Here is a 23,436-nt window from a genome sequence, read left to right as displayed (position 1 = left end):
GGGCCCCCGGCGACCACATGGTCACCGGGGGCCCACAGAAACGCCCACCTCGCACACGCCTACCGCAGGGCGCCTACAGGAAGGAGTTGATCTCGATCGTCTCGGTGCGGCCGGGGCCGACACCGATCGCGGAGATCGGTGCGCCCGACATCTCCTCCAGCGCCTTCACATACGCCTTCGCGTTCTTGGGCAGCTCGTCGAAGGTCTTGGCCTTGGTGATGTCCTCGGACCATCCCGGCAGCTTCTCGTAGATCGGCTTCGCGTGGTGGAAGTCGGTCTGGGAGTACGGGAGTTCCTCGACGCGCTTGCCGTCGATCTCGTACGCGACACACACCGGGATCTCCTCCCAGCCGGTCAGCACGTCCAGCTTGGTGAGGAAGAAGTCGGTGAGGCCGTTGACGCGGGTCGCGTAGCGGGCGATCGGCGCGTCGAACCAGCCGCAGCGGCGGTCGCGGCCGGTGGTGACACCGCGCTCGCCACCGATGCGGCGCAGCGCCTCGCCGTCCTCGTCGAAGAGCTCGGTCGGGAACGGGCCGGCGCCGACGCGGGTCGTGTACGCCTTGAGGATGCCGATGACGCGGCTGATCTTCGTCGGGCCGACTCCGGCACCCGTGCAGGCGCCACCCGCGGTCGGGTTGGAGGAGGTGACGAAGGGATACGTGCCGTGGTCGACGTCGAGCAGGGTGCCCTGGCCGCCCTCGAAGAGCACGACCTTGTCGTCGTCGAGCGCCTGGTTCAGGATCAGCGTGGTGTCGGCGACGAACGGCCGGAGCTTCTCCGCGTACTGGAGCATCTCCTCGACGATCTTGCCGGCCTCGATCGCGCGCCGGTTGTAGACCTTGGCGAGGAGCTGGTTCTTGCCCTCCAGGGCCGCCTCGACCTTCTGCTCCAGGATCGACTCGTCGTAGAGGTCCTGGACGCGGATGCCGACGCGGTTGATCTTGTCGGCGTAGGTCGGGCCGATGCCGCGCCCGGTGGTACCGATCTTGCGCTTGCCGAGGAAGCGCTCGGAAACCTTGTCGAGCGTGACGTTGTACGGCGTGATCAGGTGAGCGTTGCCACTGATCAGGAGCTTGGACGTGTCCACGCCGCGCTCGTTCAGCCCGCTCAGCTCGGAGAGCAGGACCGCCGGGTCGACGACGACTCCGTTACCGATCACCGGGGTGCACCCCGGCGAGAGGATCCCGGAAGGGAGAAGATGCAGCGCGTACTTCTGGTCGCCTACGACAACCGTGTGGCCGGCATTGTTGCCGCCCTGGTAACGCACCACATAGTCAACGGATCCACCGAGGAGGTCGGTGGCCTTTCCCTTGCCCTCGTCACCCCACTGAGCACCGAGCAGCACAAGTGCGGGCACAGGCGTACACCCCTTCCGGGCGGGGCATGTCCAAGGTCAGGGGCGTACGCGCTCCATACGTGGATGCGTACGCCATGGGCCTGAACCGTGGAACCGCTGCCCCGGAATAGACGAAGCCCCTGGCGCAATAGCGCAAGGGGCTCTTGCACAAAGATGCTACCCGAGGAAGGACCGAGGTGTCGGCTGCGCACCAGCTCGTCGTGCTCATCGACCCGGTCGCCCGCCGTATTGACGGCGAGTCCGTACGGATCGCGAAAGATGTGCTGTGTGCGGGAGCTCAGGCGAAGATCTGCTGGCCGCAGGGCCCGCAGGACTTTGCCAGGGCGCTGGCCCGCCGGGGTGGCCGGCGCACGGTGGTGGTCGGCGACGACCAGGCGCTGCTACGCACGGTGACACTGCTCCACAAGGAGCGTGAGCTCGACCGGGGGGCGCTGGCCATGGTGCCGGTGGGCCCGGCCGACTCCCTGGAGCTCGCCCGGGCACTCGGGGTGCCGATGGGCGCGGTGGCGGCGGCGCGGGCCGCCCTGGACGGTACGGGGCGGCGGCTCGACCTCCTGGTCGACGACTGCGACCAGGTGGTGCTCGGCGCGCTGCGGGTGCCCGCGCTCGGCCCCGTCCGGGTGCCGTCCGCCCCGCCGACGGTGTGGGGCGCGGCCCGCTCCCTCGTCCGCACCCTGGTGCGGGCCCCGGCCCCGGTCGTGGCGGCCATGGCGTACCGGCTGCGCGTGGAGGCGGACGGGGTCCTGCTCAGCGATCTCGACCTGCCGGTGGCCGGGGTGTCGGTGGCGTCGGGCGACGGGCTCGCGCAGGTGGTGGTGCACGGGCGGACGGGCGAGCGGGTGCGGGCGGCGGCGCGGGCCGTGACGATTTCCGGGCCGGTGGGGGGGTATCGGTATCGCGCGGATGCGGTGGTGGGGGGGCCTGTTCGTACGCGTACGTGGGTGGCGGTGGCAGGGGCCTGGCAACTGGTCCTGCCCACCCCCGGGGCTCCGCCCCCGCCCCCGTCCACGCCTTGAGGTCGCTCGCCCGCAACCGCCCTGGGGCTCCGCCCCAGACCCCTTATCGGGCCTGAAGGGCCCTCGTCCTCAAACGCCGGACGGGCTGAAATGCCTCGATGCGGGCCAGCACCGGTCCCGCCAGGGGCGCGGGGAACGGCGCGAGGAGCGGGCACGGTCCGCAGGCGCCCTGGGGCTCCGCCCCAGACCCCGTTCGCGCCTGAACGGCGCTCGTCCTCAATCGCCGGACGGGCTGAAGGTGCCCCAGCACCGAGTGGTTAAGGGGGCGCGGGGAACTGCGCGAGACGCGGGCACGGTCTGCGGACGGAGGCGGGTTTTGGGGGCGCGGGGAACTGCGCGAGGAGCGACCACGGTCCGCAGGATCGAGCGGGTTTCAGGGGCGCGGGGAACTGCGCGAGACGCGGGCACGGTCCGCGGGATTGAGCGGGGTTAGGGGCGCGGAACGGCGCGATCGGGCGCCCGCCCGTGTCCGGTGGTGGGTCAGCACTCCACTCGCAGTTCCTTCAGGCCCCGGATGACGAACCCCGGCCCCCACCCCGGCTCGGCGGCCAACCGAAGGGGAGGCGCCTTCTTCAGCAACTCGCCGAAGGCCGCGCGCAGTTCGAGGCGGGCCAAGGGCGCACCCAGGCAGTAGTGGATGCCCGCACCGAAGGAGACGTGCGGGTTGTCGGCGCGGGAAAGATCCAGCGCCTCGGGGTCGGCGAACCGGGCCGGGTCGTGGTTGGCGGACCCGAAGAGCAGCGCCACCTCACTCCCGCGCCTCAGCGTCCGCCCCGCGAACTCGATGTCTTCGAGCACCCAGCGTTCGAAGAGCTGAAGCGGGGTGTCGTACCGCATCAACTCCTCGATAGCGGTGGGCAACAGGGCCTCGGGCGCGGCCCGCAGCGCCGCGAGCTGCTCGGGGTTGCGCAGCAGCGCCCACCAGCCGTTGGCGGTGGTGTTGACGGTCGCCTCGTGGCCGGCGTTGAGGAGCAGGACGCAGGTCGAGATCATCTCCTGCTCGGTGAGCCGGCCCCCGCCTTCACTCTCGTCGTCGTACGCCGCGATGAGGGCGGAGATCAGATCCTCACCCGGGCTCTTTCGGCGTGCCGCGATCAACTCCCGCAGATACGCGCTGAATTCGCGCGAGGCGAGGACGGCACGGGCGGCGGTGTCCTCGTCGGGGTTCAGCTCGTACATGCCGCAGATCGCGGCCGACCAGGGGCGCAGGAGGGGGCGGTCCACTTCGGGGATGCCGAGCATTTCGGCGATGACCGCGACGGGGAGGGGTTCGGCGACCTCGGCGACGAGGTCGCCACCGCCGGCCGCGCGGAAGTCGTCCACGAGGCGTCCCGCGATCCGCCGCACGGTCGGAGCGAGCCGCTCCACCGTCCTCGGGGTGAACGCCTGCGAGACGAGGCGGCGGATGCGGGTGTGGTCCGGGGGCTCCAGGTCCAGCATGCCGTGGTCGTTGAGGGTGTGGAAGGGCTCGTGCGCGGGGGGCGGCGGGGTGCGGCCGAACTCCTCGTGGGTGAACCGGTGCTGATAACTCCGCCCCAGGCGGCGGTCCCTCAGCAGGGCGGAGACGTCGGCGTGGTGGGGGATCAGCCACTGGTTCGTGGGGGCGTGGTGGTGGGCTCGGCCGGTTGCTCTCAGTTCCGCGTACGCGGGGTAGGGGTTGGCGACGAAGTCGGGGTCGTGGGGGGCGAAGGGGGTGGTGGTGGTCATGGGTTGACCTCTGCGCAGTTCCTTGCGGCCCTAACCCCGCTCGGCCGTGCGCTTCCCGGAAACCCGCCTGCGCGCGCGGCCCGCAGGTGGCTGATCGCGCAGTTCCTCGCGCCCCCAAGAAACCCGTCTTCGGCTGCGGACCGTGCCCGCTTCTCGCGCAGTTCCCCGCGCCCCCAACCCCCCTTTGACCTGCGGACCGTGGTCGCTTCTCGCGCAGTTCCTCGCGCCCCCAGAAACCCTCGGTCGACCGCGGACCGTGCCCGCGTCTCGCGCAGTTCCCCGCGCCCCCTACCCCCCCTTCGTCCGCAGATCGTGGTCGCTTCTCGCGCAGTTCCCCGCGCCCCTAACTACTCGGTGCGGGCCAGCGCAGGCCACCTCAGCCCGTCCGGCGTTTGAGGACGAGCGCCGTTCAGGCGCGAACGGGGTCTGGGGCGGAGCCCCAGGGGGCCCGAACCATCCAACCCCGCCGCACGGGCGGGTGGGTGGGCGAGGTGCCTCGGGGTCTGGGGCGGAGCCCCAGGGGGCCCGGGGCCAGCCAACCCCGCTGCACGGGCGGGTGGGTGGGCAAAAGTGGCCGGGGGCTGGGGCGGAGCCCCAGGGGGTTAGGACGGGGTTACCAGGCGGGTTTCGTACGCGTAGACCGCCGCCTGCGTGCGATCCCGCAACCCCAGTTTCACCAGCACCCGACTCACATGCGTCTTGATCGTCGACTCTGCCACCACCAGCCGATCCGCGATCTCCTGGTTCGAGAGGCCCTGGGCGATCAGGACGAGGACCTCCGTCTCGCGGTCGGTCAACTCCTCGACCTGGCCGGTGGGCGAGGACCCGCCGCGCGCCACCGGCACGACCCGGGCGAACTCGTTGATCAGGCGCCGGGTCACCGAGGGGGCGAGCAGCGCCTCCCCGGAGGCCACCACCCGTACCCCGTCGGCGAGTTGACGGGCCGAGGCGTCCTTCAGGAGGAAGCCGGACGCGCCCGCCCGCAGCGCCTGGTAGACGTACTCGTCGAGGTCGAAGGTGGTCAGGACGAGCACCTTCGCGGAGTCGTCCGACGCCACGATCTCCCGCGTCGCCTCGATGCCGTTCATGCCGGGCATCCGGATGTCCATCAGGACCACGTCGGGCCGCAGCGCCCGCACCTGGGTGACCGCCTCGCGGCCGTCGACCGCCTCGCCGACGACCTCGATGTCGGGCTGCGCGCCGAGCAGTACGGAGAAGCCCTCGCGCACCATCATCTGGTCGTCGACGATCAGAACCCTGATGGTCATGCCCGCTCTTCCGTTCCCTTGGCCAGGTCCACCGTGGACTCCGGTTCGGCGGGGGCGACCGGGATGAAGACCGTCACCTCGTAGCCGCCCTCCGCCGTCCGCTCCGCGGTCATCGCGCCGCCGAGCATCGCCACCCGCTCCGCCATGCCCGTGATCCCGTGCCCGGAACCCTGCGAGGGGCCCGCCTCGGTGGTCGGGCGGCCGTTGATGACGCGCAGGCCGAGCCCGCCCAGGACGTATCCGATCTCCACCCGCGCCGCCGCCCCGGGCGCATGGCGCAGGGTGTTGCTGAGGGCCTCCTGGATGATCCGGTACGCCGAGAGTTCGACCCCCTGCGGGAGTTCCCGTACCGCACCGGTGACGACCTTCTCCACGGGCAGCCCGGCCTCGCGGACGTTCGCCAGGAGGCCGTCCAGGTCGGCGAGGGTGGGCTGGGGGGCGTCCGGCGCCTCGTAGTCCTCGGCGCGTACGACACCGAGGACCCGGCGCAGTTCGGTGAGCGCGGACACCGCGTTCTCGCGGATCGTCGCGAAGGCCTGGGCGAGCTCGGGCGGTGGGTTCTCCACGCGGTAGGGCGCGGCCTCGGCCTGGATGGCGACCACCGACATGTGGTGCGCGACCACGTCGTGCAGCTCGCGGGCGATGTTGGTGCGCTCCTCCAGGACGGTCCGCCGGTCGCGTTCCACCGCGGTCACCGACTTCTCCGCGCTGACCTGCCGCTCGGCGTCCTTGCGGATGTGGACGACCGAGATGACCAGCAGGACCATGCCGTAGAAGAACGCCATCTGCACGCCGGTACCGAACGAGTCCGAGCGGCCGCGGGCCACGCCCACCATCACGCCGAGGGCGAAGGTCACGCCCCACATGCCGAGCGCGACCCGGGGCCGGGTGCGCAGCGCCACCACGACCAGGACGGTCGAGTGCATGAAGACGGAGCCGGGCGTCCAGGGCGTCATGCTGCCGTGGTAGCCCATCAGGCCGGTGATCACGATCGCCGCGCAGGACAGCCAGAACGCGCCGATGGGGCGTACCAGCGTCACGACCACCGGCACCGCGACGAGCAGCCCGCTCAGCAGGAAGGCGATGCCCCCGCCGACTCCCCTCAGGCTGCCCGCGTAGCCGAACAGCATCGCGAGGAAGGCGAGGAAGCAGACGACCGCGTGCGGGGTCCAGGCCGCGGCCTCGCGTATCCGGCCGGGGAGGCGGCGGGTGATCACTCCGTCCGTCCGCATCGGCGGGAGCGGCCGGTAGGCGAAGGCGTCGTGGAGCAGGTCCCTGCGCAGCCCTCCGTACGCGTCCATCGCCAACCGGAACTCCGGGGTGCGTTCGGCGCCGCCGCCGCCCGCCGCTGTGCCGCTGCCGCTCCCCTGCCGGGGTCTGATCGTCTCGTTCACATCCACCACGGTAGGCGGCGGCATCGGGCGGGGCGTCCGGCGCGATGCGGATTCCCGGGGGTCCGCCTCAGGGACTACGCGGGGTGGATACGTCCCTCCTCCGCCCGGGCGGACGGTTCGGCTCAGGCAGTCGGTCCGGGGGTGACCGGTGCCTCGGCCGTTTCCGACGCACCTGCCTCCGGCTCCTCCGGCACCCCCGTCACCTTCGCGACGAACGCCGCGACGTTCAGGACCGTCCGCTCGATCTTCTCCTCCACCGTGAGCGTCTCGTGCAGTCGCGCTCCGATGCCCGCGTCCTTCTTGCCGCGTACGTAGAGCGAGCAGTCGAGGTCGGCGCAGATGTAGGCACCGACCGAGTTCCCCTGCTTGCCCGCCTTGCCCGCTTTCGGCGCGACCATGAGCGAGACGCCGCCGGAGTGCGTGGTCAGACACATCGAGCACATGCTGCGCCGCTGCCGGCCCCAGGTCGCGCTGGAGCAGCGCAGCGCGAGACCGCGGGGGCGGCCGTCCAGCTCTACGACGAGGTAGCCGCGGTCGGGGGCCTGGGGGTCGCGCCAGCCGAGGTAGTCCAGGTCGTCCCAGGGACGTTCGGCCAGGTCGCGCGGCACGGCCAGGCGCTTGGCCTCGCCCTTGGTGCAGTTCACGAAGGAGGCGCGGATGTCGTGTTCGGTCAGCGGCTTCATATGAACCACGGTATTTTGCCTAAAGGTATTAGGCAAACACATAATTGCTTCAGGCGTACTGGCCTGGTGGCACGCGGGTCGGGTGGGGTGGGTGGCCCGCGGATGCTTCCATGGGGGCGGCGGTCGTCGGGGCGCCCAAACAGAGGGACGGAAGGGGTAGGCATGGCACGGGTGGGACTGACCACCGACCGTCTGGTCCGGGCGGGCGCCGAGCTCGCCGACGAGGTCGGCTTCGAGCAGGTGACCGTCTCGGCGCTGGCCAGGCGGTTCGACGTCAAGGTCGCGAGCCTGTACTCGCACGTGAAGAACTCCCAGGACCTCAAGACCCGGCTCGCCCTGCTCGCCCTGGAGGAGCTCGCGGACCTGGCCTCCGACGCGGTGGCCGGCCGCTCCGGCAAGGACGCGCTCGCGGCGCTCGGGAACGTCTACCGCGACTACGCCCGTGCGCATCCCGGGCGTTATGCCGCCGCCCAGCTACGGCTCGATCCGGAGGCGGCGGCGGCGAGCGCGGGGCGGCGGCACTCCCAGATGACTCGGGCGATTCTGCGCGGCTATGACCTGCCGGAGGGGGAGCAGGCGCATGCGGTGCGGCTGTTGGGGAGTGTGTTCCATGGCTACATCAGCCTGGAGATGGGTGGGGGGTTCAGTCATAGTGCGCCTGATACGCAGGAGACGTGGGAGCGGACGTTGGAGGCGGTTGATGTTCTGCTCCGGGGGTGGCCTTCGGCGTGACCCCGGCGCGGGTGCGCTTTTGCGCAGTTCCCCGCGCCCCTGACTCCCTTTCGGCTGCGGGCCGTGGTCGCTTTTCGCGCAGTTCCCCGCGCCCCTAAACCCTCTTGACCCTGCGGGCCGTGGGGGCTTCTCGCGCAGTTCCCCGCGCCCCTAACCCCCTTTCGGCTGCGGGCCGTGGGCGCTTTTCGCGCAGTTCCCCGCGCCCCCAAAGGGAGCTGTTCAATAAGCCAGTTGGGCGATCTCTTCTGCTGCTACTGCGCAGGCGTCGGTTGAGGGGTCGATCAGGGGGAAGTGGCCCACGTCGTTCAGGAGGGTCAGGCCCACTGTTTCGCCTGCCTGGGCTGCCGCGGCCACGTAGGCCTCTGCCACGGATCGGGGGACCACGATGTCCTCGTGGCCCTGGACCACGGCCGTGGCGATGCCGGTGGGGAGGAGGGCGGAGGGGTCGGCGTGCGGGAGGCGGGAAAGCAAGTGCGCTTCTCCGCCCAGGAGTTGGGTGACCGCGCCGGAGCAGACCGACAGGGCCACCGCCGTGGTGAAGTCGGCGATCGGGGCCAGGGCCACGACACCGCGCAGGGGGGCGGGGGCCGGGGTGCGCCAGGGGGAGTCGTCCGGCAGGACATGGCGGGCCGCGGCCCACAGCGCGAGGTGGCCGCCCGCCGAGTGGCCGGTCAGTACCGTGCGGCGGGGGTCGGCTCCGGGTACGGCGTCCCGTACGAGCAGGGGCAGCGCGTCCAGGGCGGCCGCCACGTCGTCGAAGGTGTCCGGCCAGCGCCCGGCCACCGGCTCCCCTGTGGCGGGAGCCCCCGTGCCGTCGCCCTGCCGGGGCAGCAGACTTCCGCGCCGGTACTCGATGGTGGCCACGGCGAACCCGCGCCGGGCCAGGAAGTCGGCGAACGGGGTGATGTGCGCGCGGTCGTACGGGGCGCGCCAGGCGCCGCCGTGCAGCAGCGCGACCAGCGGGGCGCCCGCGCGGGCGCCCCGGGGGGCGTAGAAGTCGATCACCTGGTCGGGGTGGTCGCCATAGGCGGCGGTGGCGTCGGGGGCGACGGGGGGATGGGAGAAGGCGGAGGCCTCTTCGGCCGCGTCACGCTCTGCGGGATCCGTCATTCCCCAACCTTTCGCCAGGCCAAGCCGGTTGATCACCCGGGTGCCCCGGACGCTACCAGGGCACCCGGGGCTCCCTCATGGGCCGACGGGGCTCAACCCGACAACACGGCCGGCCCGCGCCCGAGGAGCCGGGGCTCAGCCCAGCAACACGGCCGGCCCGCGCCCGAGGAGCCAGGGCTCAGCCGAGCAACACCGTGAGCCCCCGCGAGAAGCCGGGGCTCAGCCCAGCAGCGCGGCGAGTTCCCCCGCCGCGCGTTCCGCGTCGGCGAAGCCCACGTACAGGGGGGTGAAGCCGAAGCGGAGGACGTCGGGGCGGCGGTGGTCGCCCACCACGCCCCGTTCGGTGAGGGCGCGCATCACCTCGTCCGCCTTCTCGCAGCGCAGCGACACCTGGCTGCCGCGTTCCGCGTGCGCGGCCGGTGTCACCGACGACACGCGCCCGGCCGGAACGTACGCCTCGACGCACTCCAGGAAGAAGTCCGTCAGGGCGAGGGACTTGGCCCGCACCGCCTCGATGGACACGCCGTCCCACACGTCGAGGGCGGACTCCAGGGCCAGCATGGACAGGATGTCGGGGGTGCCGACCCGGCCGCGTACCGCGCCGTCGCCCGGCGCGTACGCCGAGCGCATCCCGAAGGGGTCCTCGTGCGAGTTCCAGCCGGGCAGCGGGGTGTCGAAGCGGGCCTGGTGGTCGCCGCGTACGTACAGGTACGCCGGTGAACCCGGGCCGCCGTTCAGGTACTTGTAGGTGCAGCCCACCGCGAAGTCGACGCCGTGCGTGCCGAGGCCGACGGGCAGCGCGCCCGCGCTGTGGCACAGGTCCCAGACGGCGAGGGCACCGGCCTCCTGGATCGCCGCCGTCATGGCGGGCAGGTCGTTGAGGCGGCCCGAGCGGTAGTCCACGTGGTTGACCAGGACCGCCGCCGTGCGCGGGCCGAGCGCGGCCGGGATGTCGGCGGGGGCAAGGGCTCGCAGCCGACGGCCCGTCATGCGTGCCGCGGAGTCGGCGACGTAGCCGTCGGTGGGGAACGTCGAGGCGTCCACCAGGATCTCGTCCCGGTCCTCGTCGGCCAGGCGCACCGCGCCCACCAGCGCCTTGAAGACGTTCACACTGGTGGAGTCGCCGACCACGACGGTGCCCCGGTCCGCGCCGATGAGCGGGGCGATGCGGTCGCCGATGCGTTCCGGCGCGGTCCACCAGCCGCTCTCCTCCCAGGAGCGGATGCGCAACTCGCCCCACTCACGGGCGATGACGTCCTGCATCCGGGCCGGGACGTGCCGGGGCAGCGCGCCCAGCGAGTTCCCGTCGAGGTAGACCACACCGTCGTCGAGCGCGAACAGGGCGCGGTGCGGGGCGAGTTCGTCTGCGGCGTCCAGCGCCGCGGCCTTTCCGGCCAGCGCCTCAGACATGGCTGCGCGCCGTCCACAGCTCGGGGAAGACGTTCTTGGCGGCCCGCTTCTCCAGCCACGCCACCCCGGCCGAGCCGCCGGTGCCGGCCTTGGCGCCCATGGCGCGCCGGGTCGCCACCAGGTGGTCGTTGCGCCAGCGCCACACGAGCTCGCCGACATCGGTCAACGCCTCGCCCAGGCGCACCAGTTCACCGTTCTGGTCGCCCGCGTACAGCTCGGCCCAGACCGCCTCGACCTCGGGGCTCGGCTCGTACTTGCGGGTCAGGTCGCGCTGGAGGACGGAGGCCGGGACGGCGTAACCGCGGCGGGCGAGGAGCGCGAGCACCTCGTCGTACAGGCTGGGCTCGGCGAGCGCCTTCTCCAGCTCGGCGTGCACGCGCGGGGCGCCGCGGTGCGGCACCAGCATGGAGGCCGACTTGTCACCGAGCAGGAACTCCATCCGCCGGTACATCGCCGACTGGAACCCGGAGCCCTCGCCGAGCGCGGACCGGTAGGAGTTGAACTGGGCGGGGGTGAGCTGCGCCAGCGGCGTCCACGAGGCGTTGAGCGCCTCCAGCTCGCGCACCGAACGCTTCAGGGCGTCGACCGCGACCGGCACCCGGTCCTCGCGCAGCGCGCGCGACGCGGTCTCCCACTCGTGCACGATGACGGTGAACCACAACTCCATGACCTGGGTGGTGACCAGGAAGACCATCTCGCCCGGGTCGTCCGAGCGCAGATGCTGGAGGTGGGTGAGCACGTCCGCCTGGACGTAGTCCTCGTACGGTGTGGTGCCCGCGAAGTCCAGGTTCGGGGTCTCCGGCTCTCCGCCGCGCTCGGGCGGCGTGACCGGTTCGGACATCTTTGATGACATCGCTGTCTCCTCGATGTGTCCGGGTAGCGGTCCGCCCCTTCCTTGGTCGGCATCGGAGCCCCGGTCCCCACCGGCATCATAAGCACGCTTCCGCCCGCTTCGTCAGGGCGCCGGGGGCCCCGTGACGAAGGTCCCTTGCGCGGTGTAGGGCCAGGCGTTGGACTTGCAGCCGTCGAGGCCCTTGATCTGCTGCATCATCACCGGGGCGGCCCTGCCCGGGCCCGGGCAGCCCATGTGCTGGTGGTAGCCGATCAGGTGGCCGATCTCGTGGTTGATGATGAGATGGCGGTACTCGGCGGGCGGCCCGTCGTACTGCGGGGAACCCTTCACCCAGCGCTTGAGGTTGACCACGACACCGCCCGCGACCTCGCAGTTCAGCTCGCCGCCGGTGTCGCCGACGGAGGCGCACAGCTTGTCGGTGGTCCTGGGGGTGGCGATCTTGATGGTGACGTCGGCGCCGTCCGCGACCAACTGGAAACGGCCCTTTCCGTGCGCGGCCCAGCTGCGCCCGTCGGACAGGATCGCCTGGACGTCGACGGCGGCCTGCGCGGCGGAGACGCCCGCGCCGTCCTCGACCTGCACCTGGTAGCGGCGCAGCGGGCCACCGGTGCCGACGGTCTTTCCGGAGGCGCGGGCGGCGGTGAAGGTGCCGGGTCCGGAGGGCGGTACGGGCGCTTCCTTCTGCCCGTCCGACCCGTCCGACCCGTCCGAACCGCTCGGGTCGGCCTGTCGGCCGGGGTCGCCCGAGGCCTTGGCGGGCGTCGGGTCGACGGGTCGCGGGGACTGCTCCTCCATGGGGCTCGCCACGGTGTTGCCGGGCTCCACGGCGGCCCTGTGCCCCCCGCCGGGCCACTGGGCGACCGCGACCCCGCCGATCAGGGCGACCCCGAGGACCGCTCCGACCATGAGCGGGACGCGTATGCGTGTGCGTGTGGGGGTGCCGGGAGCGGTACGGGGCCGGTCGGTTGCGCGGGGTCGGCCTGCGGCGCGGGTGCCGTGCGCGGTACGGGTGCCTGTCCCTTCCGCGGTGCGGGTCCCTTTCGCGGTGCGGGTCCCTTTCCCGATGCCGGTCCGGCCGGTTCTCTTGGTGGTGCTGCGGGCGCCTCGCTTGCCCAAGACGGAGTTCTCCCCTGGTCCCCGGCTGGAGTTGGGGGGAGAGGAGTGGGGCCTCCGCGCCAGCCTGTCGATGCCGGCCGGTACGCGCGGGCGTGGTGCTCGCGGCGGACCGGGCCGTCCGTGTCAGCCATACAGATGTCACGGACGGCCCGGGCGTTCCCTCTCGACCGGGAGTGGATCAGCCCAGGGTCTCGGCGGCGAGCTCGGAGGAATCCCGCAGGAAGGTCGTGCAGCGCTCGTACTCGGCGTCCTCGCCGATCGCCTGCGCGGCGCGCGCGAGGGCGTGCAGGGCGCGCAGGAAGCCGCGGTTGGGCTCGTGCTCCCACGGCACCGGGCCGTGTCCCTTCCATCCGGCGCGGCGCAGCGAGTCGAGGCCGCGGTGGTATCCGGTACGGGCGTAGGCGTACGACTCGACGGTGCGGCCACCGTCGAACGCGTCGTCGGCGAGCTGGGCCCAGGCGAGGGAGGAGGTGGGGTACTTCGCGGCGACGTCGGCGGGGGCGGTGCCCTGGGCGAGCAGCTCACGCGGCTCCGGGTCGTCGGGCAGCAGGGTCGGGGCGGGGCCGCCGAGCAGGTTCTCGTGAATGGACATGCGGCCAGTTTCCCCCACCCCGCCCCTCCCCGAGACCCTCCGGGGGCTTCCGTCCCCCCGCACCCGGCAGGGTTGGTCGGTTCCGCCCCTCCTGGGGCTCCGCCCCAGACCCCGTATCGCGCCTAAAGGGCGCTCGTCCTCAATCGCCGGACGGGCTGGGGTGGCCTGTGCTGGCCCGCACCGAGTAGTTAGGGGCGCGGGGAACTGCGCGAGAAGCGGGCACGGTCCGCAGATGAAAGGGGGTTTTGGGGGCGCGAGGAACTGCGCGACCAGCCACCCACGGCCCGCAGAGTCGAGAGGGTTGAGGGGCGCGGGGAACTGCGCGATCGGCCACGCACGGCCCGCGGACGAAAGCGGGTTCAGGGGCGCGGGGAACTGCGCGAGAAGCGAGCACGGTCCGCAGGCCGAAGGGGGTTCGGGGACGCAGGCAACCCCGCCAGTGGTCCACGCGGTCCGGGGACCGAAAGGGGGCCCGGGGCGGAGCCCCGGGGAAGAGTCAGGGCGCGGGGTCGCCGTGGTCGGGCTCCAGGGCCGGCCCGGACACCCCGCACTGCATCCGGCACTCCGGCACCACCCCCACCCCCACCCCCCTCCGCACGGTCAGGAACGCCACCAACGACGCCAGCACCAACGCCCCCGCACACATCGGCATGGCCCGCCGGAACGTCGCCCCGAACTCCGCCGCCGACCGGTACGCCTCCGGGCCCATCCCCGCGGCCAGCGGCAGCGCGGCCACCGCGAGCAGGCCCGCGGCGCGCGCGGCGGCGTTGTTGATGCCGCTGGCGAGCCCGGCCCGGCCCTCGTCGACCGAGGCCAGCACCGTCGCGGTGAGCGGCGCCACCAGGGTGACCATGCCGAGGCCGAGTACGACGAGCGCGGGCAGCACATCGGTCACGTACGAGGCGTGCTGCCCGACGCGCAGCATCAGGAGCATCCCGGCCGCGCACAGCAGCGGCCCGGCGGTGAGCGGGAGGCGCGGCCCGATCCGCCGGCCCAGTTCGCCCGCCCGCGCCGAGAGCAGCAGCATCAGCGCCGTCGTCGGCAGCAGCGCCGCGCCCGCGCCGAGCGCCGAGTACCCGGCGACGACCTGGAGCTGGAGAGCGGCGAGGAAGAAGAACCCGCCGAAGGCGGCGTACACGCACACCGTCACGCAGTTGACCGCGGTGAAGATCCGGGAGCGGAAGATGGCGGGCGGCAGCATCGGGTCGGCGAGGCGCCGCTCGCGCCGTACGAAGGCCGCGCCCAGCCCGAGACCGGCGACCCCGGCCCCCACGACCAGACCCGATGGCCCCTGCCCCGGCGCCTCGATCAGGGCGTACGTCACCAGGGCGAGGGCCAGTGCGCCGAGGGCCGCGCCCCCCGCGTCGAAGCGGCCGGTGTGGACGCGCGGATCCCGGGTCTCCGGTACGTGGCGCAGGGCGACGGTCACGCAGACCGCCGCGAGCGGCACGTTGATCAGGAACACCCAGCGCCAGCCGGGGCCGTCCACCAGCCAGCCCCCGAGGAACGGGCCCACGGCCGCGCCGACCCCGCCGAGCCCGGACCACACGCCCACCGCCCGGGCCCGGTCGTCCGGGTGGAAGCCCGACTGGATGATGGCGAGGGAGCCGGGGGTGAGCAGGGCGCCCCCGATGCCCTGGAGGGCGCGGGCGGCGATGAGCACGCCGGCGGTGGGGGCGAGGCCGCACAGCAGCGACCCGGCGGCGAACCACACCACCCCGATCACGAACACCTTCCGCCGTCCGTACCGGTCGCCCAGGGCGCCGCCCAGCAGGATGAGGCCGGCCAGGGTGAGCATGTAGGCGTTGACGGTCCATTGCAGGACGGCCATGTCGGCGTCGAGGTCGGTGCCGATGTGGGGCAGGGCGACGTTGACGACGGTCGAGTCGAGGAGGGCCATGCCCGAGCCGAGAACGGTGGTGAGCAGCACCCGGCGGGCGGGGCGGGTGCCCATGCGTACGTTGTCCGCCACAGCCCACCTGTCCCCCACCCTCCCCTCCCCTCAAACCCCCTGGGGCTCCGCCCCAGACCCCGTATCGCGCCTCAAGGGCGCTCGTCCTCAATCGCCGGACAGGCTGAGGTGCGTCGATGCTGGCCCGCACCGAGCAGTTGAGGGGCGCGGGGAACTGCGCGAGAAGCGGGCACGGTCCGCGGTCGACCGGGGGTTTTAGGGGGCGCGGGGAACTGCGCGACCAGCCACCCACGGCCCGCAGCCGAACCGCATCCCCCGGAGGGTCTCGGGAAGGGGCGGGGTGGGGAGAACCTCAGGCCCGCCGAGCCAGCGCCCGCGTCAACGCCGAAACCCCCGCCTCCACCTTCCCCCGCGCACACCCCACGTTCAGCCGAACGAACCCCGGCGCCCCGTACACCCCACCCGGCATGATGGCCACCCCCTCCCCCTCCACCAGCTCCCGCTGCAACGCCGCCTCCTCCACCCCCAGCGCCCGCAGATCGATCCACGCGAGGTACCCGGCCTGCGGAGGGGCCCAACTCAGCTCGGGGAACGCCGAGTTGAGGGTCGAGGCGACCAGCTCCAGGTTCCCCGCCACATACGCCCGCACCGCGTCCAGCCACTCCGCCCCCTCCCGGTACGCCGCGATGTGCGCGGTCAGCGAGAGGACCGCGGGGGAGCCGAGGCCCTCGCCCGTCTGCATGCGGCGCACGAACTCGGCGTGGTCCGCCGCGTCACCGATGATGCCGAAGGAGCCGGTCAGCGCCGGGAAGTTGAACGACTTGGTGCCGGAGGTGAGCAGCGCCCAGCGGCCCTGTCCGAAGTGCGTCCAGGGCAGATGGCGGTGGCCGTCGTGGACGAAGTCCGCGTGGATCTCGTCGCTGATCACCGTGGCCGCGTGCCGCGCCGCGAGCGAGGCGAAGGAGGTCAGCTCCGCCTCCGTCCACACCCGCCCCGTCGGGTTGTGCGGCGAGCACAGGAGCAGCACCCGGGCGCGCGGACCGGCCAGCGCCGCCTCCAGGGCCGCCGGGTCGTCAAGCGGGACTTCGCGCAGCTCACGGCCGAGCCCGGTGACCGTCTTGCGGAAGCCGTCGTACACCGGGGTGTGGACGACGACCGCGTCACCCGGTTCGGTCCACATGCGCAGCAGCTGCGAGAGCTGGCTGAGGACGGACGGGGCGTACACCAGCCGCGTGGTGTCCAGCTCCGTGTCGTGCCGGTCGCGGTACCAGTCGCGTACCGCCGAACGGAACTCGTCGTTCTGCCAGTCGGTGTAGCCGAACACGCCGTGCGCGACGCGTTCCTGGAGCGCCGCGAGCACCGGTGGCGCGCAGCGGAAGTCCATGTCGGAGATGGTGAACGGCAGCAGCCCCTCCGCCCCGAACCGCTCGGCCGCCCCGTCCCACTGGACGCTCCAGGTGCCGCGCCGGTCAACGGGTGTGTCGAAGTCGTACGTGGTCATGGGGCCTCCCCTGGAAACGGCACGGGCCCGGCACCCCCGCGAGGGGATGCCGGGCCCGAACGACCATAGGCGGAGGTTCGCCGCCGTTGAACGAACATCGGCGAACGAGAAGCGCCTACTTCAGCTTCGTACCGGTCGAGCGCAGGTTCGCGCACGCCTCGGTCACGCGCTTGGCCATGCCGGCCTCGGCGAGCTTGCCCCAGGTGCGCGGGTCGTAGGTCGACTTCTTGCCGACCTCGCCGTCGACCTTCAGGACGCCGTCGTAGTTGCGGAACATGTGGTCCGCGACCGGCCGGGTGAAGGCGTACTGGGTGTCGGTGTCGAGGTTCATCTTCACGACGCCGTTCTCCAGGGCCGTCGCGATCTCCTCGGCCGAGGAGCCCGAGCCGCCGTGGAAGACGAAGTCGAACGGCGAGGGCTTGCCGTACTTCTCGGCGACGCCCGCCTGAAGGTCCTTGAGCAGCTCGGGGCGGAGCACGACGTTGCCCGGCTTGTAGACGCCGTGGACGTTGCCGAAGGACGCGGCGAGCAGGTAGCGGCCCTTCTCGCCCAGGCCCAGGGCCTCGGCGGTGCGCAGCGCGTCGTCGACGGTCGTGTACAGCTCATCGTTGATCTCGTGGCTGACGCCGTCCTCCTCGCCACCGGTCGGGGTGATCTCGACCTCAAGGATGATCTTCGCAGCGGCGGCCTTGGCGAGCAGCTCCTGGCCGATGGCCAGGTTGTCCGCGAGGGTCTCGGCGGAGCCGTCCCACATGTGGGACTGGAACAGCGGGTTCAGACCCTTGGCCACGCGCTCGGCGGAGACCTCCAGGAGCGGGCGGACGTAGCCGTCCAGCTTGTCCTTGGGGCAGTGGTCGGTGTGCAGCGCGACCGTGATGTCGTACTTGGCGGCGACGACGTGCGCGAACTCGGCCAGGGCGACCGCGCCCGTGACCATGTCCTTGTTGTACTGGCCACCCAGGAACTCCGCACCACCGGTGGAGATCTGGATGATGCCGTCGCTCTCGGCCTCCGCGAAGCCGCGCAGCGCAGCGTGCAGGGTCTGGGTCGAGGTCACATTGATGGCCGGGTAGGCGAACTTGCCTGCCTTCGCCCGGTCGAGCATCTCGTTGTAGACCTCGGGGGTTGCGATGGGCATCTGTCCGCTCCTTGTGATGTGCGGGGTGTGCGATATGTGCTGGCCCTGACCTGGGGGCGACGTCATCGTCGCGGCCTATCTTTCCAGACTCTGACAGCGGCTCCACCCGGTGGACGCACCGAGGGCGGGCTGTTTCACGTGAAACAGCCCGCCCTCGGAAAAACGCGCAGGTCAGGAGGGAGGACGCCGTGGGCCCGGGACCTAGGTCATGAGTTCCGCTCCCCGGATCGGCCCCGTGTACGCCCGGGACGCGCCCGGACGCACACCCTCGACGGCCCGGACGCGCCTACGCCAGGCCCAGCTCGTCCGAGGAGAAGGCGAAGACGTAGGGCACGCCCGCGCCCTCGGTGATCTTCTCGGCGGCGCCGGTCGCGCGGTCCACGATGGTCGCGACGGCGACGACCTCGGCGCCGGCCGCGCGGACCGCCTCGACGGCGGTCAGCGGCGAGCCGCCGGTGGTGGAGGTGTCCTCGACGACCAGGACCCGGCGGCCCTTGATGTCCGGACCCTCGACCTGGCGCTGCATGCCGTGCGCCTTGGCGGCCTTGCGGACCACGAAGGCGTCCAGGGTGCGGCCGCGGGCGGCGGCGGCGTGCAGCATCGCGCCGGCCACCGGGTCGGCGCCCATGGTCAGGCCGCCGACCGCGTCGAAGTCGAAGTCGGCCGTGACGTCGAGCATCACCTGGCCGACCAGCGGCGCGGCGGCGCCGTCAAGGGTGACCCGGCGCAGGTCGACGTAGTAGTCGGCCTCGATTCCCGAGGAGAGAGTCACCTTGCCGTGCACCACGGCCTTGTCCTTGATCTGCTGGAGCAGGTCAGCACGTACATCAGTCATGCCCGCCAGCTTAAAGGCGCCGCCGGCTCAGAGGCGCCGCCAGCTCCAGGTCGTCGCCAGCTCCAGCGGTTCGATCGGGGTGACCAGGCGGGGCAGCGTGTTGAGGCCGTTGGGCGGGCCGGACTGCGGCTCCACACAGACCGCCTCGGCCTGCTCGTCGTAGATGACGACCCACTCGCCGGGGCTGGTCACCTTCAGTTCGAGGCGGCCGGGCCAGGTGAGGGTGACATCGACGCCGTCGGGCATCCCGAAGCAGTCGTCCCAGGGCCCCGGCAGCGGCTCGATCCGCCGTCCGGTGGGCAGGTGGTCGTCGCCGCGCTCCTCCTGCCACGCGGCGTCGAAGGCGAGCCCGACCCGGCTGCCCTCGATCTCCCGCACGAACCAGGGGTGCCACCCGACCTGCGCCGGGAAGGAGTTGTCGTACGTCTCCACGCCCATCCGCACGGTCAGCGCGTCCGGGGTCAGCTCGAAGATCTGGGTGACCCGGCCGGTGTACGGCCAGGGGTCGGTCAGCTCGTAGGTGAACACGGCCTCGGTGTCCGAGACCCGCGCGGTGTGCCACGCGTGGTCGCGGCCGGTGCCGTGGATGGCGTGCGGCGGTGAGTTGAGGGGGAGCTGGTACTTCACCCCGCCGTCGCGGAACTGGCCGTTCTCGACGCGGCCGCACCACGGCACCATCGGGAAGCAGCCGTACTTGTCGCCCTGGCGCAGCACCTCGGTGCCGTCGATCACCAGGCTGCTGATCCGGCAGCCGTTGCCCGCGTCGACGGTCAATTCAGCGGCGCCGACGCCCAATTTGATCTGGTCACTGCTCACGCCGTCGACCCTAGCCGGTGGCCCGCCGGTGTGGGGCGGGCGCTCGCGCGTGGGGCGCGAAGTGCGCGGCGCCGGACGGACTCAGCGCCGGCGCCGAAGGGCCCGCCCGACGACGACCGCGGAGGCGAGCGCGAGGGCCGCGGCCGGCGCGGCCCAGCGCAGCGTGGCACCGGCGTTGCTGCCCGAGGGCGCGGGCACGGGGGCGTAACGGCCGCGCGGCGGGGCGTGGTCGACCTCCTCGGCGCTGCGGCCGATCATGGTGCGGCGGGCGTGCGCGGCCTCGGCGGGCGCGCCGACCTCGATGGCGAATTCGTCGTCGGCGAGCGGGTCGAGGGAGGGCGGCGGCACCTCGGCGTCGAAGACCGACGCGAGGTTCTCCTCCCCCAGGATGGCGCCGAGTTCGTCGGCCGGGACCGGGCCGGATCCGGGCACCGCGTCGAGGTCCGGGGTGGCGTCGCCGGGGCCCGGGGACCGGCGCGCCGGGGCGTCCGGGTCCAGGTCGGTGTTGAGGTCCGTGTCGGCCGCCTCCGCGGGGGCCAGGGGCTCGTCGGCCGCGGCCGCCAGGTCCGCCGACCCCGGTTGCTCCGTACGGGCCGGGTCGGCGAGCTGGGCCGCGAACCGGTCGAGGAGGCGCCGGGCCGAGGCGGTGGCGGCCTCGTGCGGCACCTCGGTGGCGCGGCCCTCCGCGAGCGCCGTGCCCGCGAAGGCCAGGGTGGTGCCGCCGGGGGCCGCCGCCAGCCGTACGGTCAGGGTGAGCTTGGCGGCGCCCGCGCCGCGGACCTCGACGCCCTCGCCCTCCAGGGCGAACACGTCACCGTCCCGCTCGGTGACGCGCAGGGCGCCCCGGTAGGTGATGGTGTGGCCGCCGAGGCGGACCTTCAGACGGCCCGCGATGGGCGGCTCGCCCGCATCCTGCTGGAACCCCGGCACACAGCGCGCGACCCGGCCGGGATCGCGCAGCGTCTGCCGCAGGGACTGCGTCTCAACCGGAACGAACGCCTCATGCTCCATGGTCCTGAGCCTACTCAGCACCGGCCGTCGCGTCTGCGCCAACGCGGCCCCGATCGCGCCCCGCGCACGACCCCGCCGCCCCTGGGCCGCACCTGCGCCTCAGTCCGCGTAGCGGGGGTGCACCAGCGTCGAGGGCGGGTATCCGGCCGCCTCCCGGGGCGGGGTCAGCGCCAGACTCCCGGGCGGCAGCCGCACCCCCGCACCGGCCTCGGCACCGGCGCCGGGCCGGGTGCCGGCGCCGGGCCGGGCCGGGGTGGCTCCCGCGGCGAACGAGTGCGGGGCGGGGCGGGCCGCCAGGACGAAGCCCCAGTCGTGCGGGGACTTCGCCGAGCCGAGGGCCCGGTCGGGGCCCGCGGTGAATCCGGCGCTGCGCCCGGTGGCCCGGTAGGCGAAGGTGGTGAGCCCGGCCGCCCGCACCGTGGAGGCGACCGTCCAGAACGTGCGCGGCCGGCCCGCCACCGGCCCCGCGTGCACCACGAGCCGGCCGCCGGGCGCCAGGACCCGGGAGGCGAGCCCGTAGAACTCCTGCGAGTACAGCTTGGTGCTGGCGGTGATGCCGGGGTCGGGCAGGTCGGACACGACGACGTCGTACGGTCCCGACAGGCGGCCCTCGCCGCGCAGCCAGCCGAAGGCGTCCCCGGTCACCGGGCGCAGCCTCGGGTCGCGCAGGGCGTGGGCGTTGAGGTCCGCCAACCGCACGTCGTCGCGGGCCAGTTGGAGCAGGCCCGGGTCGCGTTCGACGAGGGTCACCGAGCGCACGTCCCGGTGGCGCAGCACTTCGCGGGCGGCCAGGCCGTCGCCGCCGCCCAGGATCAGGACGCGGCCGTGCGGGCCCGCGTCGAGCGCGGGGCCCACCAGGGCCGCGTGGTAGCGGGACTCGTCGAGGCCGTTGATGCGCAGCCGTCCGTCGAGGAACAGGTCGAGCGGGGCGCCGCCCTTTCCGGTGAGGACGATCTCCTGGACGCTGGTCTGGACGGCGACCCGCACCTGGCCGCCGTACACGGCGCGCCGCGCGGCCTGTTCGAAGTCGTCGACCATGGCGGTGGTCAGGGCGAGCACCAGCAGGACCAGCGCGTTGGCGCCGAGCAGGGCCCAGCGGGCACGCGGGGACAGGTCGCGCCCGAAGAGCAGCAGCACGAGCGCGCCGCCCGCGACCGCGTTCACCGAGCCGGTGAGCAAGGCGCTGGTGAGCTGGCCGAGTTGGGGCAACAGCAGGAACGGGAAGGCGAGGCCGCCGACGAGGGCGCCCACGTAGTCCGCGGCGAACAGGTCGGCCACCGTGCCGCTCGCGTCGCCCGCGGCGCGCCGCGAGACCCGCTGGATGAGGGTCATCAGGAGGGGAATCTCGGCCCCGATGAGCATGCCGATCGCGAGGGAGAAGGCGACCAGCGCGTAGCGCGAGCCGCCGGACCAGGCGAACGTCGCGTACAGCACGATCGCCGAGCAGCCGCCCACCAGGGCGAGGGCGGCCTCGATGAGGCCGAAGCCGACGGCGGCCCGGCAGCGCAGCCGCTTGGCGAGCAGCGAGCCGACGCCCATGGCGAAGACCATCACCGAGAGGACCACGGAGGCCTGGGTGACGGAGTCACCGATCAAGTACGAGGCGAGGGCGACCAGTTCGAGCTCGTACACGAGCCCGCAGGCGGCGCAGATGAACACGACGGCCAGGACGAGGAACCGGCCCGACCGCGCACTACTCACGGGAGCGGGGAGCGGTTCGATCATGATGCGAACGCTACGTGACCCTCCGTTCGCATCCTGTCACCCACACGGGTGCAACTGGAGCCAACCGGCGGCGAATCGAGCGCCTCAGAGGCCGGCGGGCGCGGCCACCCGGACGCCGACCCGGGTCCGGGTCACCACGAGCTGGCCCTCCTGCGGGTAGGCGTGCCAGGTGCGCCACCACACCTGCCCCTCGCCGCGCTGCGCGAGCATCGCCGTGAACGCGTGCGGCGATCCCGGAAACGTTCCGGCGAGTCCGTTGGGGTGGTCGGCGACGAGGGCCAGGAGCTCCTGGGCGCGGCCCGCGAACGAGCCGTGCGAGAGCGTCTCGACACGCGCGGCGAACTCGTAGTCCCAGTCCCCGAGACGTTTCGCCACGCCGAGCGGCAGTGGCGTACTGCTGCCGGGCATACAGGCGACGGTCTCCGAGCAGGTGCCGCGCTCCTCGTCGAGGAGCACCTGGTGCGAGGCGCCGAGGAGCCTCAACTGGAGCTTGGCGCCGGAGAGTTCGAGGTCGAGGACGGCCAGGGCGGGCAGCGGCTCGCGGCCCAGCGCCCAGGCGAGGTCGGCGGCACGCGTGTCGGTATAGGCGGTCTGGAGGGTCGTGAGCATGGGTGGGCTCCGCAAAACACACATGTGGCGGGTGGGTGACCGAGGTCTCCTCGGAAACGCGGGACGGGGGGCCGCTCTCTGATCGCCCGATGTCCGAGGTGCGTGGTTTCTCATCTGCGAGGGAATCATGAAGTGCGCGGCGCTCACAGCTTTTTTACCCAACTTGATGGGGTTTCCATCCCCTCGGGGGCCACTCGGTTCAAACGTTCAACTACAGGCGTGAAAGAAGGCGCCCGGCCGGGCGTGACCGACCGGGCGCACAACGGGCGCGGTCACCGGCGGAATCGGCTGCCCCGTGTCAGCCGCGACCGCCCGTGAACCGCCGCCCGTCGCTCCGGACGACCCGCCGCCCGGTCCGTGCGGGGGCCGTCGGGTCTTGTCCGGGGGTGTTGGGCCATATGGGTCCCTCAGCTCGAACCGCAGCCTCCGCCGCCCCCGCACGAGGATCCGCCGCCGCAGGAGGAGTGGCTTCCGCCCCCGCAGGAGTGCCCGCCGCCGCAGGAGTGCCCGCCCCCGTGGCCGTGGTGGCCGCCGCTTCCGCTTCCGCAGGACGAGCTCGTGCCGTCCGAGCCCCCGGCCCACCAGCTCGACGCCCCCGCGGACGAGGCCGCGGCCCTCCTCCGGCGCGACGACGCCGGACCCCGGCGCAGC

The 23,436-nt window shown here is 72.7% G+C and carries 20 protein-coding genes; 2 read left to right on the top strand and 18 right to left on the bottom strand.

Going from position 1 to position 23,436, the window contains the following annotated elements; all coding sequences use genetic code 11:
* Positions 1 to 73 precede the first annotated feature (73 nt).
* Positions 74 to 1,357 carry an adenylosuccinate synthase gene (locus tag N4G70_RS22740; RefSeq protein WP_261714538.1) on the bottom strand — a complete coding sequence of 428 codons (1,284 nt, stop codon included), beginning with the start codon at positions 1,355 to 1,357 and terminating at the stop codon, positions 74 to 76.
* Between the two features lie 176 nt (positions 1,358 to 1,533).
* Here N4G70_RS22740 and N4G70_RS22735 point away from each other — a divergent pair, with 176 nt between their 5' ends.
* A complete protein-coding gene (locus N4G70_RS22735) occupies positions 1,534 to 2,373 on the top strand; it encodes a diacylglycerol kinase (protein ID WP_261714537.1) in 840 nt (279 codons plus the stop codon).
* Between the two features lie 480 nt (positions 2,374 to 2,853).
* Here the strand turns inward: N4G70_RS22735 and N4G70_RS22730 are convergent, their stop codons facing one another.
* The 4 genes from N4G70_RS22730 to N4G70_RS22715 all read right to left on the bottom strand — a co-directional run bounded on the left by N4G70_RS22730 (position 2,854) and on the right by N4G70_RS22715 (position 7,425).
* Positions 2,854 to 4,080 (bottom strand): cytochrome P450, encoded by a 1,227-nt coding sequence (locus tag N4G70_RS22730; protein WP_261714536.1) that lies wholly within the window; start codon positions 4,078 to 4,080, stop codon positions 2,854 to 2,856.
* A gap of 602 nt (positions 4,081 to 4,682) precedes the next feature.
* Positions 4,683 to 5,348, bottom strand: a complete 666-nt coding sequence (locus N4G70_RS22725; protein WP_261714535.1) for a response regulator transcription factor — start codon at positions 5,346 to 5,348, stop codon at positions 4,683 to 4,685.
* Positions 5,345 to 6,649 (bottom strand): sensor histidine kinase, encoded by a 1,305-nt coding sequence (locus tag N4G70_RS22720; RefSeq protein WP_261714665.1) that lies wholly within the window; start codon positions 6,647 to 6,649, stop codon positions 5,345 to 5,347. Before N4G70_RS22720 ends, N4G70_RS22725 begins: the two co-directional genes overlap by 4 nt.
* A gap of 215 nt (positions 6,650 to 6,864) precedes the next feature.
* On the bottom strand, positions 6,865 to 7,425 hold the full coding sequence (locus N4G70_RS22715; RefSeq protein WP_261714534.1) for an FBP domain-containing protein: 561 nt from the start codon (positions 7,423 to 7,425) through the stop codon (positions 6,865 to 6,867).
* A 162-nt stretch (positions 7,426 to 7,587) separates the two neighbouring features.
* Here N4G70_RS22715 and N4G70_RS22710 point away from each other — a divergent pair, with 162 nt between their 5' ends.
* Positions 7,588 to 8,157, top strand: a complete 570-nt coding sequence (locus tag N4G70_RS22710; RefSeq protein WP_261714533.1) for a TetR/AcrR family transcriptional regulator — start codon at positions 7,588 to 7,590, stop codon at positions 8,155 to 8,157.
* Positions 8,158 to 8,376: 219 nt separating this feature from the next.
* Here N4G70_RS22710 and N4G70_RS22705 read toward each other — a convergent pair whose 3' ends face one another.
* The 13 genes from N4G70_RS22705 to N4G70_RS22645 all read right to left on the bottom strand — a co-directional run bounded on the left by N4G70_RS22705 (position 8,377) and on the right by N4G70_RS22645 (position 22,785).
* On the bottom strand, positions 8,377 to 9,267 hold the full coding sequence (locus N4G70_RS22705) for an alpha/beta hydrolase (protein WP_261714532.1): 891 nt from the start codon (positions 9,265 to 9,267) through the stop codon (positions 8,377 to 8,379).
* A gap of 219 nt (positions 9,268 to 9,486) precedes the next feature.
* Positions 9,487 to 10,677, bottom strand: coding sequence for a kynureninase (kynU, locus tag N4G70_RS22700; RefSeq protein WP_261714531.1), 1,191 nt, complete (start codon positions 10,675 to 10,677; stop codon positions 9,487 to 9,489).
* On the bottom strand, positions 10,670 to 11,530 hold the full coding sequence (locus N4G70_RS22695; protein ID WP_399036461.1) for a tryptophan 2,3-dioxygenase family protein: 861 nt from the start codon (positions 11,528 to 11,530) through the stop codon (positions 10,670 to 10,672). Before N4G70_RS22695 ends, kynU begins: the two co-directional genes overlap by 8 nt.
* 102 nt (positions 11,531 to 11,632) lie before the next feature.
* Positions 11,633 to 12,436 (bottom strand): DUF3152 domain-containing protein, encoded by an 804-nt coding sequence (locus N4G70_RS22690; protein ID WP_261714530.1) that lies wholly within the window; start codon positions 12,434 to 12,436, stop codon positions 11,633 to 11,635.
* Between the two features lie 388 nt (positions 12,437 to 12,824).
* Positions 12,825 to 13,238 carry a DUF3151 domain-containing protein gene (locus tag N4G70_RS22685; RefSeq protein WP_261714529.1) on the bottom strand — a complete coding sequence of 138 codons (414 nt, stop codon included), beginning with the start codon at positions 13,236 to 13,238 and terminating at the stop codon, positions 12,825 to 12,827.
* A 496-nt stretch (positions 13,239 to 13,734) separates the two neighbouring features.
* On the bottom strand, positions 13,735 to 15,192 hold the full coding sequence (locus N4G70_RS22680; RefSeq protein WP_261714663.1) for an MFS transporter: 1,458 nt from the start codon (positions 15,190 to 15,192) through the stop codon (positions 13,735 to 13,737).
* 310 nt (positions 15,193 to 15,502) lie between these two features.
* The gene (locus tag N4G70_RS22675) at positions 15,503 to 16,651 is read right to left on the bottom strand and encodes a MalY/PatB family protein (RefSeq protein WP_261714528.1); all 1,149 of its coding nucleotides are present in this window, start codon (positions 16,649 to 16,651) and stop codon (positions 15,503 to 15,505) included.
* A gap of 115 nt (positions 16,652 to 16,766) precedes the next feature.
* Positions 16,767 to 17,789 carry a class II fructose-bisphosphate aldolase gene (gene fbaA / locus N4G70_RS22670; protein ID WP_261714527.1) on the bottom strand — a complete coding sequence of 341 codons (1,023 nt, stop codon included), beginning with the start codon at positions 17,787 to 17,789 and terminating at the stop codon, positions 16,767 to 16,769.
* Between the two features lie 286 nt (positions 17,790 to 18,075).
* Positions 18,076 to 18,624, bottom strand: coding sequence for an orotate phosphoribosyltransferase (pyrE, locus tag N4G70_RS22665; protein ID WP_261714526.1), 549 nt, complete (start codon positions 18,622 to 18,624; stop codon positions 18,076 to 18,078).
* 27 nt (positions 18,625 to 18,651) lie between these two features.
* On the bottom strand, positions 18,652 to 19,440 hold the full coding sequence (locus N4G70_RS22660) for an aldose 1-epimerase (RefSeq protein ID WP_261714525.1): 789 nt from the start codon (positions 19,438 to 19,440) through the stop codon (positions 18,652 to 18,654).
* An 81-nt stretch (positions 19,441 to 19,521) separates the two neighbouring features.
* Positions 19,522 to 20,451 (bottom strand): SRPBCC domain-containing protein, encoded by a 930-nt coding sequence (locus tag N4G70_RS22655; protein WP_261714524.1) that lies wholly within the window; start codon positions 20,449 to 20,451, stop codon positions 19,522 to 19,524.
* Between the two features lie 99 nt (positions 20,452 to 20,550).
* Positions 20,551 to 22,176 (bottom strand): polyamine aminopropyltransferase, encoded by a 1,626-nt coding sequence (locus N4G70_RS22650; RefSeq protein ID WP_261714523.1) that lies wholly within the window; start codon positions 22,174 to 22,176, stop codon positions 20,551 to 20,553.
* 84 nt (positions 22,177 to 22,260) lie between these two features.
* Positions 22,261 to 22,785, bottom strand: coding sequence for a DUF2617 family protein (locus N4G70_RS22645; protein ID WP_261714522.1), 525 nt, complete (start codon positions 22,783 to 22,785; stop codon positions 22,261 to 22,263).
* Positions 22,786 to 23,436: the final 651 nt, after the last annotated feature.

The sequence above is a fragment of the Streptomyces sp. ASQP_92 genome (assembly GCF_025399895.1).
Classification (GTDB): domain Bacteria; phylum Actinomycetota; class Actinomycetes; order Streptomycetales; family Streptomycetaceae; genus Streptomyces.
The sequence above is the reverse complement of the archived record's forward strand: the minus strand, read 5'-3'. Positions and strand labels throughout refer to the sequence as shown.

What these genes read in the sequence shown, in the direction of transcription:
- N4G70_RS22685 (WP_261714529.1), bottom strand. Translation starts at nt 13,238, where the DNA reads ATGTCCATTCACGAGAACCTGCTCGGCGGCCCCGCCCCGACCCTGCTG.
- N4G70_RS22710 (WP_261714533.1), top strand. Translation starts at nt 7,588, where the DNA reads ATGGCACGGGTGGGACTGACCACCGACCGTCTGGTCCGGGCGGGCGCC.
- N4G70_RS22705 (WP_261714532.1), bottom strand. Translation starts at nt 9,267, where the DNA reads ATGACGGATCCCGCAGAGCGTGACGCGGCCGAAGAGGCCTCCGCCTTC.
- pyrE (WP_261714526.1), bottom strand. Translation starts at nt 18,624, where the DNA reads ATGACTGATGTACGTGCTGACCTGCTCCAGCAGATCAAGGACAAGGCC.
- fbaA (WP_261714527.1), bottom strand. Translation starts at nt 17,789, where the DNA reads ATGCCCATCGCAACCCCCGAGGTCTACAACGAGATGCTCGACCGGGCG.
- N4G70_RS22675 (WP_261714528.1), bottom strand. Translation starts at nt 16,651, where the DNA reads ATGACCACGTACGACTTCGACACACCCGTTGACCGGCGCGGCACCTGG.
- N4G70_RS22690 (WP_261714530.1), bottom strand. Translation starts at nt 12,436, where the DNA reads ATGGTCGGAGCGGTCCTCGGGGTCGCCCTGATCGGCGGGGTCGCGGTC.
- N4G70_RS22655 (WP_261714524.1), bottom strand. Translation starts at nt 20,451, where the DNA reads ATGGAGCATGAGGCGTTCGTTCCGGTTGAGACGCAGTCCCTGCGGCAG.
- kynU (WP_261714531.1), bottom strand. Translation starts at nt 10,677, where the DNA reads ATGTCTGAGGCGCTGGCCGGAAAGGCCGCGGCGCTGGACGCCGCAGAC.
- N4G70_RS22720 (WP_261714665.1), bottom strand. Translation starts at nt 6,649, where the DNA reads ATGGACGCGTACGGAGGGCTGCGCAGGGACCTGCTCCACGACGCCTTC.
- N4G70_RS22715 (WP_261714534.1), bottom strand. Translation starts at nt 7,425, where the DNA reads ATGAAGCCGCTGACCGAACACGACATCCGCGCCTCCTTCGTGAACTGC.
- N4G70_RS22645 (WP_261714522.1), bottom strand. Translation starts at nt 22,785, where the DNA reads ATGCTCACGACCCTCCAGACCGCCTATACCGACACGCGTGCCGCCGAC.
- N4G70_RS22650 (WP_261714523.1), bottom strand. Translation starts at nt 22,176, where the DNA reads ATGATCGAACCGCTCCCCGCTCCCGTGAGTAGTGCGCGGTCGGGCCGG.
- N4G70_RS22730 (WP_261714536.1), bottom strand. Translation starts at nt 4,080, where the DNA reads ATGACCACCACCACCCCCTTCGCCCCCCACGACCCCGACTTCGTCGCC.
- N4G70_RS22695 (WP_399036461.1), bottom strand. Translation starts at nt 11,530, where the DNA reads ATGTCATCAAAGATGTCCGAACCGGTCACGCCGCCCGAGCGCGGCGGA.
- N4G70_RS22725 (WP_261714535.1), bottom strand. Translation starts at nt 5,348, where the DNA reads ATGACCATCAGGGTTCTGATCGTCGACGACCAGATGATGGTGCGCGAG.
- N4G70_RS22680 (WP_261714663.1), bottom strand. Translation starts at nt 15,192, where the DNA reads ATGGGCACCCGCCCCGCCCGCCGGGTGCTGCTCACCACCGTTCTCGGC.